This is a genomic window from Rhodoplanes elegans, from assembly GCF_016653355.1.
Taxonomy (GTDB): Bacteria; Pseudomonadota; Alphaproteobacteria; order Rhizobiales; family Xanthobacteraceae; genus Rhodoplanes; species Rhodoplanes elegans.
In genome coordinates this window covers 1-13640 of sequence record NZ_NHSK01000108.1, presented here as the reverse complement: position 1 = coordinate 13640, position 13640 = coordinate 1, and the positions used below count along the sequence as shown (strand labels likewise).

General features: G+C 69.6%; 11 protein-coding genes. 6 read left to right on the top strand and 5 right to left on the bottom strand.

The window, feature by feature from the left end; genetic code table 11:
- Window positions 1-176: 176 nt before the first annotated feature.
- Complete coding sequence (locus CCR97_RS14275; RefSeq protein WP_276330232.1) at window positions 177-1238, bottom strand: NAD(P)-dependent oxidoreductase; 1062 nt, start codon at window positions 1236-1238, stop codon at window positions 177-179.
- 168 nt (window positions 1239-1406) lie between these two features.
- Between CCR97_RS14275 and CCR97_RS14270 the strand changes: the two genes are divergently transcribed.
- The 6 genes from CCR97_RS14270 to CCR97_RS14245 all read left to right on the top strand — a co-directional run bounded on the left by CCR97_RS14270 (window position 1407) and on the right by CCR97_RS14245 (window position 8979).
- The gene (locus CCR97_RS14270; RefSeq protein ID WP_111359699.1) at window positions 1407-2699 is read left to right on the top strand and encodes a M24 family metallopeptidase; all 1293 of its coding nucleotides are present in this window, start codon (window positions 1407-1409) and stop codon (window positions 2697-2699) included.
- Between the two features lie 8 nt (window positions 2700-2707).
- The gene (locus CCR97_RS14265) at window positions 2708-3736 is read left to right on the top strand and encodes a thiamine pyrophosphate-dependent dehydrogenase E1 component subunit alpha (protein ID WP_111359698.1); all 1029 of its coding nucleotides are present in this window, start codon (window positions 2708-2710) and stop codon (window positions 3734-3736) included.
- Window positions 3724-4704: an alpha-ketoacid dehydrogenase subunit beta gene (locus CCR97_RS14260; RefSeq protein ID WP_111359697.1), complete on the top strand. Its 981-nt coding sequence runs from the start codon at window positions 3724-3726 to the stop codon at window positions 4702-4704. Before CCR97_RS14265 ends, CCR97_RS14260 begins: the two co-directional genes overlap by 13 nt.
- 196 nt (window positions 4705-4900) lie before the next feature.
- Window positions 4901-6352, top strand: a complete 1452-nt coding sequence (locus CCR97_RS14255; RefSeq protein ID WP_111358521.1) for an NAD-dependent succinate-semialdehyde dehydrogenase — start codon at window positions 4901-4903, stop codon at window positions 6350-6352.
- 201 nt (window positions 6353-6553) lie between these two features.
- Window positions 6554-7936: a dihydrolipoamide acetyltransferase family protein gene (locus CCR97_RS14250; protein WP_111358522.1), complete on the top strand. Its 1383-nt coding sequence runs from the start codon at window positions 6554-6556 to the stop codon at window positions 7934-7936.
- A gap of 71 nt (window positions 7937-8007) precedes the next feature.
- Window positions 8008-8979 carry a Bug family tripartite tricarboxylate transporter substrate binding protein gene (locus CCR97_RS14245; RefSeq protein ID WP_111358523.1) on the top strand — a complete coding sequence of 324 codons (972 nt, stop codon included), beginning with the start codon at window positions 8008-8010 and terminating at the stop codon, window positions 8977-8979.
- Between the two features lie 45 nt (window positions 8980-9024).
- Here the strand turns inward: CCR97_RS14245 and CCR97_RS14240 are convergent, their stop codons facing one another.
- The 4 genes from CCR97_RS14240 to CCR97_RS14225 form a co-directional block, all read right to left on the bottom strand.
- Window positions 9025-10086 (bottom strand): LacI family DNA-binding transcriptional regulator, encoded by a 1062-nt coding sequence (locus tag CCR97_RS14240; protein WP_201159585.1) that lies wholly within the window; start codon window positions 10084-10086, stop codon window positions 9025-9027.
- Between the two features lie 170 nt (window positions 10087-10256).
- On the bottom strand, window positions 10257-11219 hold the full coding sequence (locus tag CCR97_RS14235; RefSeq protein WP_146618820.1) for a Bug family tripartite tricarboxylate transporter substrate binding protein: 963 nt from the start codon (window positions 11217-11219) through the stop codon (window positions 10257-10259).
- Between the two features lie 305 nt (window positions 11220-11524).
- Window positions 11525-12736 (bottom strand): GTP-binding protein, encoded by a 1212-nt coding sequence (locus CCR97_RS14230; RefSeq protein WP_111358525.1) that lies wholly within the window; start codon window positions 12734-12736, stop codon window positions 11525-11527.
- A gap of 111 nt (window positions 12737-12847) precedes the next feature.
- Window positions 12848-13640 (bottom strand): vWA domain-containing protein (locus CCR97_RS14225; RefSeq protein WP_244670460.1); only part of this gene is annotated, 793 nt, incomplete at its 5' end.

The window sequence follows — 13640 nt, the reverse complement described above, 5'->3', positions numbered from 1 at the left end:
GCTGCGCGACCATCACGCGCCAGTCGAGACCCGGCCTGTCGCGCCCGCGTGGGTCCGGCTCGCGGGCGTCGCCCGCGAACCGGGTCTCCACCGACGGTCTCGCTCGTTCGGCTGGTTCCGGGTTCGAGCCTGTGGCCGGACCCGGAACGATTGCGACCTGATCGGCCGAGGACGCCTCAGTGCTCGAGGCCGGTCGGGGTCGGCACGTTCTCCGGCTCGAGATGCATGCCGGAGAGCAGCGCCATGGTCTCCATGAGCGCCGCGAAGTCCTTCTCCAGATAGGCCTCCGGATCCTTCTGCAGCTGCGCCGCTCCGAAGTGCGTCTGGATCATCTCGCGCGCCGCCGCCGTCACCGGCATGGTCACGTCCATCTCGCGCCCGAGCTCCAGGCCGAGATCCATGTCCTTGCGCATCAGCTCCGGCGTGAAGGTCGTGGTCCAGTCGAGATTGACCAGCGCCGGCGACTTGTAGGCCGTGAAGGTCGAGCCCATCACGCTGTTGTTGAGGAACTTCAGGAAGGCGCTGCGCGACACGCCCATCTTGTTCACCAGCAGCGTGATCTCGATCAGGTTCTCGATCACGACGCCGAGCATCACGTTGTGGGCGATCTTGCAGACGCGGGCGAGCTCGCCGTCGCCGACGTAGGAGACGCCGTGCGGCGCGATCACGTTGATCAGAGCCTCGGCCTTACGGAACGCCGCCTCCGGCCCGGACGCCACCGCCGACAGCTTGCCGGCCTTGATCACCTTGGCGTTGCCCGACACCGGGCAGGCGACGAACTCGCCGCCGCGCTTCGTCAGCTCGGCGCGGATGTCGGCGGAGGAATCGACCGAGATGGTCGAGCAGTCGACCAGCACGGGCGGCACCTTGGCACCGGTGGCGGCGCCGTTCTCGCCGAAATAGACCTGCTTCAGATCGTCGCCGGTCGACACGATCGAGAACAGCACGTCGACGCCCGCGAGATCGGACGGCTTGTCGACGATCTTGCCGCCGTAGGCGGCGAGCGGCTCGGCCTTCGCGCGGGTGCGGTTCCAGATCGACACGTCGTGCCCGGACTTCACCAGCCGCTCGGCCATCGCGTAGCCCATACGGCCCATGCCGATCCAGCCGACCTTCTGCGTGTTCTGCGCCATCCTCGTGCTCTCCTCGCTCGTTCTCGACCCGCGCGGTCGGATGCGTTTTCGGGCGCCGACCGGGTGGCGCGTATCACGTCGAACGCGTGATACACGGGACGGCACGGCGTGTCGACGACGGCACCGCGGCGATCGCGGCGCGTCTTGTGCGCCGCAGCACGAGCCGTCGTGCAATCGTTTGCATTTCTCATTGCACGCTGCCCGAAGTCATGTCAATCTGCCTGCGAGACGGGCCGCTCTGGGCCCGCGCCGTCGTTCTTCCGGGAGATCAGCATGGACCAGCATCTGCGCGCCATCCGCGCCGAGGACATCGATCCGCGTCACGACTGGGGCCGCGCCCTGCCGGCGCTCGGGACCATGGGGGTCGATTTCGAGGAGCGCGTCGACTACCGCCGCCTGCACCGCTACCGCCTGTCGCGGGCCCGCCAGGCGCTGGAGAATTCCGAGCTCGGCGCGCTGCTGGTCTTCGACGTCAACAACATCCGCTATCTCACCTCGACGAAGATCGGCGAGTGGGAGCGCGACAAGCTGGCGCGGTGGGCGCTGCTGACCCGCGGCGGCGAGCCGATCGTCTGGGACTTCGGCTCGGCCGCCATGCATCACAAGCTGTACGCGCCGTGGCTGAAGCCGGAGAACTGCCGGGCCGGCCTCGTCGGCCTGCGCGGCACCGTGAACCCGGCCTTCGGCCTGATGGAGAAGCACGCCAAGGAGATCGCCGCGCTCCTGAAGGAGGCCGGCGTCCTCGACATGCCGATCGGCATGGACATCGTCGAGCCGCCGATGATGTTCGAGCTGCAGAAGGCCGGCGTGAAGGTGGTCGACGGCCAGCAGGTGCTGCTCGAGGCGCGCGAGATCAAGTCGGCCGACGAGATCGCGCTGCTCAATCGCGCCGCCGCCATGGTCGACGGCGCCTATCAGGTCGTGTGGGACATGCTGCGCCCCGGCGTGCGCGAGAACGACGTCGTCGCCGAGGTGAACAAGTTCCTCTACACGCACGGCTCCGACGACGTCGAGGCGATCAACGCCATCTCGGGCGAGCGCTGCAACCCGCATCCGCACAACTTCACCGACCGGATGCTGCGCCCGGGCGATCAGGCCTTCTTCGACATCATCCAGTCCTTCATGGGCTACCGCACCTGCTACTACCGCACCTTCAACGTCGGCAGGGCGACGCCGGTGCAGCACGACGCCTACAAGCAGGCGCGCGAGTGGCTCGACAACGCCATCGCCCGCATCAAGCCGGGCGTCACCACGGCGCACATCTGCGAGGTGTTCCCGACCGCCGAGGAGTTCGGATTCCCGGACGAGCTCGCCGCGTTCGGCCTGCAGTTCGCGCACGGCCTCGGCCTCGCCCTGCACGAGCGGCCGATCATCTCGCGCGTCGTCTCGATGGACCACCCGACCGAGATCAAGGAGGGCATGGTGTTCGCGATCGAGACCTACTGCCCGGCCAAGGACGGCTACTCGGCCGCCCGGATCGAGGAGGAGGTCGTGGTGACGGCGACGGGCTGCAAGCTGATCACGCTCTTCCCGGCCGAAGAGCTGCCGATCGCCGGCCGCTGGTGAGGGACGCGATGGCCAAGAAGACCGCGGAGACCACGGTGCTCGACCGCAGCAACGACGACATCGGCGAGGCGGTGCGGCTCGAGCTGTACCGCAAGCAGCAGGTGATCCGGCAGGCCGAGCAGCGCGCCTACGATCTGTTCCTGCAAAACCTCGTCAAGGGCACGAGTCATCTCTCGCTCGGCCAGGAGGCGATCGCCGCCGCCTTCGGCACGGCGATGAAGCCGGGCGACCTCTCCTTCTGCACCTACCGCGGGCACGCCCACACGCTCGCCCGCGGCGTCTCGGTGGAGAAGATGCTCGGCGAGCTGATGCAGCGCGACAACGGCCTGATGCGCGGCAAGGGCGGCTCGATGCATCTCACCTCGGTCGAGCACGGCGTGATGGGCTCCTACGCCATCATCGGCGCGCATCTGCCGATCGCCTGCGGGGCGGCGCTGACCGCGCAGTACAAAGGCACCGGCGACGTCGCCGTGTGCTTCTTCGGCGACGGCACGACCAACATCGGCGCCTTCCACGAGGCGCTGAACTTCGCCGCGATCTGGAAGCTGCCGGTCGTCTTCGTGTGCGAGAACAATCTCTACATGGAGTACACGGCGATCCACGAGGTGACGGCCGTGAAGCATCCGGCCGCCGACCGCGCGGCCGCCTACGGGCTCGAGCGCATCGTCGTCGACGGCAACGACGCCGACGCCGTCTACCGCACGGCGCAGACGGCCTTCGCCAAGGCGCGGGCCGGCGACGGCCCCTCGCTGATCGAGTGCCTCACCTACCGGCACAGCGGCCACTCGCGCGCCGACCCCGCCAAGTACCGCCCCGAGGGCGAGCTCGAGCGCTGGAAGGAACGTGACCCGATCAAGGTCTATCGCGAGCGCCTGAAGAGCTTCGGCATCGCCGAGAGCGTGATGACCAATATCGACCAGGAGGTCGCCCGCATGGTGGATGCGGCGACCGAAGCCTGCAAGGCGGCGCCGATGCCGCCCGAGGACATCCTCTTCACCGACGTGTATGCCGATGGAGGCTGGGCATGGCGGAACTGACCTATCGCGACGCGGTCGCCCGCGGCATCGCCCAGGAGATGGCGCGCGACAACGACGTGATCTTCTTCGGCGAGGACGTCGCCAAGGCGGGCGGCGTGTTCAAGGCGACGGTGGGGCTGCTCGATCAGTTCGGCCCGATCCGCGTGCGCGACACGCCGATCTCCGAGCAGGCGATCCTCGGCGCCGCCATGGGCGCCGCGATGACGGGCCTGAAGCCGATCGCCGAGATCATGTTCTCGGACTTTCTGGCGGTGTGCTGGGACTACGTGGCGAACGAGTTCCCGAAGAGCCGCTACATGACCAACGGGCAGGTGAAATGCCCGCTGGTGGTGCGCACCGGCAACGGCGCCGGCTCGCGCTTCGGCGCGCAGCACAGCCAGTCGGTCGAGAACTGGTGCATGATGATCCCGGGCCTCAAGGTCGTCGCGCCGTCGAGCCCGCTCGACGTGGTCGGCCTGCTCGCCGCCGCGGTGCGCGATCCCGATCCGGTGATCTTCTTCGAGCACAAGTCGCTCTACGCCGTGAAGGGCGAGGTGCCGGACGGCGAGATCGTCGACACGCTCGGCACCGCGAAGATCCTGCGCCCCGGCAAGGACGCGACCGTGCTGGCGCTGGCACTGATGGTGCCGCGTGCTCTCGCCGCGGCCGAGACCCTCTCGGCCGAGCACGGCATCGAGGTCGAGGTGGTCGACGTGCGCTCGCTGGTGCCGCTCGACATGCAGACGATCCTCGGCTCGGTCGCTCGCACCCACCGGCTGTTCACCGTGGAGGAAAATCCGCGGCTGTGCGGCTGGGGTGCCGAGATCGTGTCGATCGCGGTGGAAGAGGCGTTCTACGATCTCGACGGCCCGCCGGTGCGGATCACCACGCCACACATCCCGCTGCCGGCCGCCGATGCGCTCGAGGACATGGTGCTGCCGACGCCGGCCCGGATCGTCGAGACGATCCGCCGGAGTCTGGGGAGCTGATCACGCGCCGCGGGCGCGGCTCACCTCTCTCCGCTTGCGGGGAGGGGTCGGATCACGAAGTGATCCGGGTGAGGGTGCGTTTCCGCGAAGCAGAAGCTCGCGGAAACGCACCCTCACCCCGACCCTCTCCCCGCGCGCGGGGAGAGGGGGCGCGTCCGTTCCGCGGCGAACGATCGAAGACATTCGAGGATACGATATGTACGACAATCTGATCGCCGGGGTTCCGACCGACCTGTGGATCGGCGGCGCGTGGAAGAAGGCCTCGGACGGCTCGCGCTTCGACGTGATCGATCCGGCGACCGAGAGCGTGATCACGTCGGTGGCGAGCGGCACGGTCGACGACGCCAAGGCGGCCGTCGACGCGGCCGCGGCGGCCGGGGCCGAATGGGCGGCCAAGAAGCCCCGCGAGCGTGGAGAAATCCTGCGCAAGGCCTTCGAGCTGTTCACCAGGGAGAGCGAACGCTTCGCCAAACTGATCACGCTGGAGAACGGCAAGGCGATGCCGGACTCGCGCGGCGAAGTCGCCTATGCGGCGGAGTTCTTCCGCTGGTTCGCCGAGGAGGGCGTGCGCAATCTCGGCCAGCTCTACAACGCTCCCTCCTCCGGCGCCCGCATCATGGTGCAGCACCGGCCGGCCGGCGTCGCGTGTCTCGTCACGCCGTGGAACTACCCGGCCGCGATGGCGACCCGGAAGATCGCGCCGGCGCTCGCCGCCGGCTGCACCGTGGTGCTCAAGCCCGCCTCCGAGACGCCCCTCACCATGCTGGCGCTGATGCCGCTGCTGAAGGAGGCCGGCGTGCCGGACGGCGTCGTCAACGTGGTGCCGTCGCGTCGCTCCGGCGCGGTCGTCTCGGCGATGCTCCACGACATGCGGGTTCGCGTCGTCTCCTTCACGGGCTCGACCGAGGTCGGCGTGAAGCTTCTCCGCGAGGCCGCCGACAACGTGGTGCGCCCTGCGATGGAGCTCGGCGGCAACGCGCCGTTCCTGGTGTTCGAGGACGCCGACATCGACGCCGCCGTCGACGGCGCCATGATCGCCAAGATGCGCAACCAGGGCGAGGCCTGCACGGCGGCGAACCGCTTCTATGTGCACGAGGCCGTCCACGACGCCTTCGCCGAGAAGCTCACGGCCCGCATGGCGGCGCTGAAGATGGGCAACGGCCTCGACGAGAGCGTGGCGCTCGGTCCGCTGGTCAACGCCGACACCCGCGACAAGGTGCAGGAGCTGGTCGACGACGCCGTCGCCAAGGGCGCCAAGGTGACGGTCGGCGGCACCCGGCCGGACGGCAAGGGCTTCTTCTATCCGGCGACCGTGCTCACGCACATCAGCGACGACGCCAAGCTGCTGCGCGAAGAGATTTTCGGGCCGGTCGCGGCGTTGAAGACGTTCAAGACCGAGGACGAGGCGATCCGCGAGGCGAACGCCACCGAGTACGGGCTCGCCGCGTATCTCTACACCAAGGATCTCAGCCGCGGCCTGCGCGTCTCCGAGAAGCTCGACTTCGGCATGATCGGCCTCAACCGCGGACTGATGTCGGATCCGGCGGCACCATTCGGCGGCATGAAGCAGTCCGGTCTCGGCCGCGAGGGCGCGCACGAAGGCCTGATGGAGTTTCTGGAGACCCAGTACGTCTCCGTGAACTGGTGAGGGCCGGCGACGCGCCGGCTCTCCCTCTCCCCGCACGCGGGGAGAGGGTCGGGGTGAGGGGACGCCTCCGTATCCACGAAACGCCCCCTCACCCGGGATTCGCGTCGGGGACGCGAATTCCGACCTCTCCCCGCACGCGGGGAGAGGCGAGGGACAAGGCCGCCGCCATGGCGGCAATCGTCTGCAGAGGTTGGGACCACGATGGACATCCTGATGCCGCAGCTCGGCGAGACGGTCGCCGAAGGCAAGATCACCACCTGGTTCAAGCAGCCGGGCGACACGGTGGCGCCGGGCGACAATCTGTTCGAGATCGAGACCGACAAGGTGTCGATGGAGGTGCCGGCGATCACGGGCGGCGTGCTGGCCGAGATTCGCGTGCCGGCCGGCCAGGCCGCGCCGGTCGGCGCGGTCGTTGCGATTCTGTCCGGTGACGGCGCCGCCGCGGGCCCCGCGACCAGCGAGACGGCCAAGACCGGCGCGCCGCCCGCCAACACCGCGGCGGCCCCCGCCCCTGCTCCCACGCAGGCGCCGACCCAGACCAAATCAGCTCCGCCGGCAGCCGCGGCTCACGCCGTTGCGTCCGTCACATCGAGCCTGCGCAACGGTCCGCTCGATCCGTTCCATGCGGTCCGCATGCCGGAGCGGAACTTCGGCCCGGCGCGCCTCGCCGGCGGCCGCACCATCACGCCGCTCGCCCGCCGTCTGGCCGCCGAGGCCGGCATCGACGTGTCACGGATCACGGCCACGGGCCCCTACGGCCGCATTCTCGCGCGCGACGTGCAGAGCGCCATGGCGAGTGGCGCCGCGACGGCTGGGCATGCGCTGGCGACCGGCCCGAGCGCCGAGCGCGTGAAGGCGCTCTACGAGGCGGGCAGCTATGCGGAGGTGCCGGCGGACGGCATGCGCAAGACCATCGCGGCGCGCCTCGTCGAGGCCAAGCAGACGGTGCCGCACTTCTATCTCTCGTGCGACGTGACGCTCGACCGCCTGCTCGCGCTGCGCCACGAGGCGAACGGCTCCGCCCCGCACGACCGCGACGGCAAGCCCGCCTGGCATCTCTCCGTCAACGATCTCGTCGTCCGCGCGCTGGCCCGCGCCCTCGTCCAGGTGCCGGCCGCCAACGCGGTTTGGGCGGCCGACCGCATCCTGCGCTTCGATCGTGTCGACATCGGCATCGCCGTCGCGCTCGACGACGGCCAGGGCCTGATCACGCCGGTGTTGCGCGACGCCGCCGGCAAGGCGATGAGCGTCGCCGCCGCCGAGACCAAGGATTTGATCGCCCGCGCCCGCGACAAGAAGCTGAAGCCCGGCGAGTACCAGGGCGGCGTCAGCACGGTGTCCAATCTTGGCATGTACGGCATCAAGGAGTTCGCCGGCATCATCAACCCGCCGCAGTCGACATTGCTCGCCGTCGGCGCCGCCGAGCGCCGCCCGGTCGAGGCGGAGGGCGGCGGCATCCGCTTCGAGACCCGCATGACGGTGACGCTCTCCTGCGACCACCGCGTCGTCGACGGGGCGCTCGGTGCGCGACTTCTCGCCGCGTTCAGGCACGCGATCGAACATCCCACGGGGCTCCTGATGTAACGTCCGGGCGCCCCCGTCACCGCCGCACGAACGCGGCGGGACCATCGAACGAACAAACAGGAGGAACGGCTATGAGACTCTTCAAGACGACGGCCCTCGCAGGCGCTGCGCTGCTCGCTCTCGCGGTCCCGGCCCTGGCGCAGGGATCCTCGGCGGCCAACTGGCCGAACCAGATGGTGCGCATCGTCGTGCCGTTCTCGGCCGGCAGCGTCACCGACACGCTCGCCCGCATCATGACGGACAAGCTCGCGGAGATCTGGAAGCAGCAGGTCATCGTCGAGAACCGCCCCGGCCTGCCCGGCACGACGAGCGTCGCCAAGGGCCAGGCCGACGGCTACACGCTGATGCTCACCTCCAACGGCCACACCATCGCCAAGACCATCAACAAGAACATCTCCTTCGATCCGGTGGCCGACTTCGCCGGCGTGACCAAGATCGCCTCGGTCCCGATGGTGGCCGTGGTGCCGCCCGATCTTCCGGCCAAGAACCTCGCCGAGTTCATCGCGCTCGCCAAGGAGAAGCCCGGCAAGCTGAACTTCTCCTCGGCCGGCCTCGCTTCCACGACGTTCCTCTCCGCCGAGGTGCTCAAGCAGGCCGCCAAGATCGACGTCCAGCACGTCCCCTACAAGGGCACCCCGGAGGCGACCACGGCGGTGATCCGCGGCGACTCGCAGCTCTATTTCACGCCGATCCCGCTCGCCCAGGAGCTCACCGCCGGCAACAAGGTGCGGGCGATCGCGATCAACTCCGGCACCCGCAGCGATCAGATGCCGGACATCCCGACCGTGAAGGAGACGGTGCCGTCCTACGACTACGACTCGTGGTTCGCCGTGCTGGTGCCGGCCGGTACGCCGAAGGACGTCATCGCCAAGGTGAGCCGCGACATGGCGACCGTGCTGAAGATGCCGGACGTCATCGAGAAGCTGAAGCAGCAGGGTGCCGTGCCGGCGCCGACCTCGCCGGAGGCGCTCGACGCCCAGATCAAGCGCGAGGTCGAGCTCTACGCCAAGCTGCTGCAGGAGGCCGGCGTCGCGGCGAAGTGATCACGTGTGTCGGTTGGCCGGTCTCCGACCACCCGCCCCGTCCCCTCAACGCGCCGCGGCGAGCCCGCGGCGCGTTTTTCCTTTGAGGGCCGCGACTCCGGTCGAGCCGCGCACGACCAGCTCGACCGGGAGCACGATGCGGACCGGCCGCCGCTGCCGCGCCGCGCCGCCCTCGATCGCCTCGATCAGCAGGCGCGCCGCCTCCCGGCCCGCCTTGTACTGCTGGACCCTGACCGTGGTCAGCGCCGGCACGAAGCGATCCGCATAGGGCATGTCGTTGAAGCCGGTGACCGAGACGTCCTCCGGGCAGCGCAGGCCGTAGCGCTGCAGCACGTCGATCACCCCGACAGCGAGGCGGTCGTTGGCGCACAGGATGGCGGTGAAGTCGCTGGTGCGGGCGAGCAGCGCCTCGGCGCAGCGCGCGCCCTCCTGCTCGTTGAAGCCGTCCGAGAACACCATCAGCCGCTTGTCGAGCGGCAGCTTGAGCTCCCGGCGAGTCGCCTCGAACGCCTCCCAGCGCGTGTAGCCGGTCGAGATGGTGCGCGGCCCGGCGATGTTGGCGATGCGCCGATGCCCGAGCGAGACGAGATGCGTCAGCGCATGGCGAATGCCCGCGCGCTCGTCGAAGATGACGCAGGGGGCGACCGACTTCTTCGTCTCGCGGAACACCGTCACCACCGGCACGTCGCCGATCCGCGGAATGAGCTTGTCCTCGAAGCGGCTGCTCGCGAGCGCGAGCCCGTCGACGGAGCGGGCCAGCATCGACGCGACGATCTCGGATTCGCGCCCTTCGTCGCCGTCCGTGTTGGCGAGCACGACGGCGTAGCCACGCTCGCTGAGCACGTCCTCGACGCCGCGGATCATCGGCGGGAACACCGGATCGGTGATGTCCGGCACCACGATGCCGATCGTGCGCGAGCGATTGGTGCGCAGCGACGCGCCGGCCGCGTTCGGGCGGAAGCCGAGCTTCTGCGCGACCTCGGCCACCTTGGCGGCGACGTCCGGGGAGATCAGATGACAGGTCTTCGGGTCGAGCGCGCGCGACACCGTCGACACGTGGACGCCGACGATCCGGGCGATGTCGCTCATGGTCGGACGGCTGCGCATGTCCGGTTCGTCGTGGCCCCGTCGCCGTGCTTGGTTGTCGCGTTGATTGTATTTGCACGACCGGGGCGGCGCAATGCAATCCTTTGCATTGCGCGGGGCGCCGTTACGGGGAGGACGAGCGCGCTACGGAAACCGCGACGTGGAGCGGACGCGACCGGACCGACGTTCGATCAATCGACCTTGATGCCGCCGTCGCGCACCAAGGCGCGATACTTGGCGTATTCGCTCGCCGTGTAGTCGGCGAGTTCGCGGCGCGTGCCGGTGCCCGGCGTCACGCCGACACTGCGCAGCCGCTCAATCACGTCGGGCGACGCGAGGGCCTCCTGCAGCGCGGCGCTGAGCGTCGCGAGAATCGACGCGGGCGTTCGGGTCGGCGCATAGAGCGCGTACCAACCGTTGACCTCGACATCGGGAATGCCGGCCTCGGCGAATGTCGGAACGTCGGGGAAATCGGGCATCCGCGCCTTCGCCGAGACGGCGATCGGGCGCACCTTGGCGCCGGTGATCAGCGGCGTGGCGTTGGTGGTGGAATCGAAGATCACGTCGAGCCGCCCGGCCATCAGGTCGAGGATGTGGGCGCTGCCCCCCTTGTAGGGCACATGGGCCATGTCGAGCTTGTTCTTCAGGCAGAAGCTGACGCCGGCCATGTGCAGGGGCGAGCCGTTGCCGGACGAGCCGTAGGTCAGGCGGCCGGGATTCGCGCGGGCCGCGTCGATCACGTCCTTCAGCGTTCGATAGGGCGAAGCCTCATGCGTGATCACGACCATGGGGGCGGTGCCGATCAGCCCGATCGGCGCGAAGTCGTCCACCGGGTGGAAGTCGGTCTTGATCAGCAGCGGCGTCACGGCGTTGGAGGCGAAGCCGCCGAGGAACAGCGTGTAGCCGTTCGGCGCGGCGCGCGCCGCCTGGCTCGCGCCGATCAGCGTTCCGGCCCCGGGCCGGTTGTCGACGATGACCTGCTGCTTCAGCCGCTCGGCGAGCTTCTGACCGATCAGGCGCCCCAGCATGTCGTTGGCGCCGCCGGTCGGGTACGGCACGATCAGGGTGATGGGCCGCGACGGCCATGCCTCGACCGCCTCGCGGGCGTAGACACCGGCGAGCGGCCACGTCAGCGCGGCGGCGCCACCGATCATCGCGGCGCGTCGGCTGCCGCACGGAGACGCTTCGAATCGGGCCGCGCGGCCCGCCGTCAGCCGACCCACGAGGTCCGTCGCCACGTGGATGATGCCGGTCGATCTCACGTCCGCACACCTCCCATCTCGACTCGATCGACGATCGAATCCGCGCGCATGCGACGTTCGCCCTGATCGGCATGTAAGGACGTTCGACGCGCGCTGACAAGGGCGGCGACGGATGTGATTCTCGAGCCGGCGCTCCCGCCGGACGGTGATTAGCTCCCGATTAGCCGGATCGCGGCGCGCGATGGTATCGCGGGGCGTCAGGCCGCCTTCCGGGTTCCCCAGGCCGGGAACGGATCGTCGAGGCTCGCCCAGGCGTCGGGCTCGAACGTCGCGGTGTCGACGAGGCAGCGCTCGAGCATCGCCGAGATGCGGGCTCGGTTCATGGTGCCCAGCGTGCCGATGAAGACCAGCTCCTGACGGCGGTCGCCGAACTCCGGATCCATCCTCTCCCGCATGCGCACGAGCGCCTCGCCGTCGTCGGGCCAGTGCTTCTTCGGCACCGCCGCCCACCACAGGCCGAGCCCCCGCGTCGCCACCATGGCCCCGGCGAGGCTGAACTCACCCGCCCAGTCGGGCCGCGTGGCGAGCCAGAAGTGCCCCTTGGCGCGAATCACGCCGGGGAGCGGCGTCTGCAGGAACGCGTCGAAGCGCTCCGGCACGAACGGCCGGCGGGCCCGCCAGACGAAGCTGGTGATGCCGTACTCCGCGTCCTCCGGCACGTGCTCGGCGTGGCCGTAGAGCTCCTTGAACCACAGCGGATGCTGGTGCGCTCGGGTGAAGTCGAACAGGCCGGTGTCGAAGATCGCGTCGGGCGCGACGCGGCCGTGGTCGGCCTCGATCAGCCGCGCGTCCGGATTGAGGGCGCGCACGATGTTGCGGGCCGCCTCGCGTTGCGCCGGCGTCGCGTCGGCGTACTTGTTCAGCACGACGATGTCGGCGAACTCGATCTGCTCGACCAGCAGGTTGACGAGCGTTCGCTCGTCGTCCTCGCCGGCCGTCTCGCCGCGGTCGGAGAGGAAGTCGGTCGAGGCATAGTCCTTGAGCAGGTGGATGGTGTCGACCACCGTCACCATGGTGTCGAGCCGGGCGACGTCGGAGAGGCTCTCGCCCGCCTCGTCGCGGAACTCGAAGGTGGCCGCGACCGGCAGGGGCTCGGAGACGCCGGTGCTCTCGATCAGAAGATAGTCGAAGCGCCCCTCGGCGGCGAGCCGGCGCACCTCGCGCAAGAGGTCGTCGCGCAGCGTGCAGCAGATGCAGCCGTTCGTCAGCTCGACGAGCTTCTCCTCGGCGCGCTTGAGCTCGGTGCCTTCGCGCACCAGGTCGGCATCGATGTTCACCTCGGACATGTCGTTGACGATGACGGCGACGCGACGGCCGGCGCGGTTGTTGAGGACGTGATTGAGCAGCGTCGTCTTGCCGGCGCCGAGGAAGCCGGACAGGACCGTGACGGGGAGGTGAGTGTCGGACATGGAGCGGGCCTGAATATTTGTAATGTTATACAGTAACAGTATTTACGACGAAACCGCCCCCACGGCAAGGGCGCGCCCGCGGATGCCCTGCGGTCACGTCGAGACGACGGGTCAGCGCAACACCAGCACCGCGCCGAACGGCGCCGAGGCGCCGGCATGGGCCGGCGGCACCGCCCAGATCACCGGGGCGCGCGGCCGCATGCGGGCCGGGCCGTCGAGATCGGTCAGCACCACGATGATGTCGGGCGCGTGCCGGTCGGCTTCTTCCAGAAGCGGCGTGAAGTCGGTACCGCCGGCGCCGTCGAAGACGATGTCGCGCAGATCCGAGCGGCCGGGCTCCCGATGCGCGACCTGGCGGACCTGGTCGTCGCCGACGAGCAGCACCAGTCCGGCCTCCTGGCGGCGCGAGATCGCGTCGATCTCGTCGGCGAAGCGTCCCATCAGGGCGTCGTCGATGGAGCCGGAGACGTCGACGACGACGGCGAGGCGCGGCACCCGCCGGGCCGTCGTCGTGCCCGGCTCCCAGGGCATCCGGCGCCCACCGGCGCGCCCCTGGTTGGCGAGATAGGACCGCGACGGCCGCGACCACGAGAGATCGGGTTTTCGCGCGAGGCCGCGCGCCAGTCGCGTGCGCAGCACCTGCTCCCACGGCGTATGGGAGCGCGGCAGATCCGCGATCAAGGCGCGCAGCATCGAGAAGGCACCGTCGCCGGCATGGCCGCGCACCAGGCGCTCGCTCCACTGCCGCATCGCTTCAGCCTCCGCCTCCGGCGCGCCGAGGGCGGCCGGGTCGGGCCGCAGGTCGGCCGGCGCGTCGCGGCCGAGCACGCGGGCCGCCATGGCGCGCGGGCCGTCCTCGCGGGCTTCCGACTGCTGCGCCGGGTCGGCCGGCGCCGGACGGCCG

What these genes read in the sequence shown, in the direction of transcription:
- CCR97_RS14270 (WP_111359699.1), top strand. Translation starts at nt 1,407, where the DNA reads ATGGACCAGCATCTGCGCGCCATCCGCGCCGAGGACATCGATCCGCGT.
- CCR97_RS14235 (WP_146618820.1), bottom strand. Translation starts at nt 11,219, where the DNA reads ATGATCGGTGGCGCCGCCGCGCTGACGTGGCCGCTCGCCGGTGTCTAC.
- CCR97_RS14240 (WP_201159585.1), bottom strand. Translation starts at nt 10,086, where the DNA reads ATGCGCAGCCGTCCGACCATGAGCGACATCGCCCGGATCGTCGGCGTC.
- CCR97_RS14260 (WP_111359697.1), top strand. Translation starts at nt 3,724, where the DNA reads ATGGCGGAACTGACCTATCGCGACGCGGTCGCCCGCGGCATCGCCCAG.
- CCR97_RS14245 (WP_111358523.1), top strand. Translation starts at nt 8,008, where the DNA reads ATGAGACTCTTCAAGACGACGGCCCTCGCAGGCGCTGCGCTGCTCGCT.
- CCR97_RS14255 (WP_111358521.1), top strand. Translation starts at nt 4,901, where the DNA reads ATGTACGACAATCTGATCGCCGGGGTTCCGACCGACCTGTGGATCGGC.
- CCR97_RS14250 (WP_111358522.1), top strand. Translation starts at nt 6,554, where the DNA reads ATGGACATCCTGATGCCGCAGCTCGGCGAGACGGTCGCCGAAGGCAAG.
- CCR97_RS14265 (WP_111359698.1), top strand. Translation starts at nt 2,708, where the DNA reads ATGGCCAAGAAGACCGCGGAGACCACGGTGCTCGACCGCAGCAACGAC.
- CCR97_RS14230 (WP_111358525.1), bottom strand. Translation starts at nt 12,736, where the DNA reads ATGTCCGACACTCACCTCCCCGTCACGGTCCTGTCCGGCTTCCTCGGC.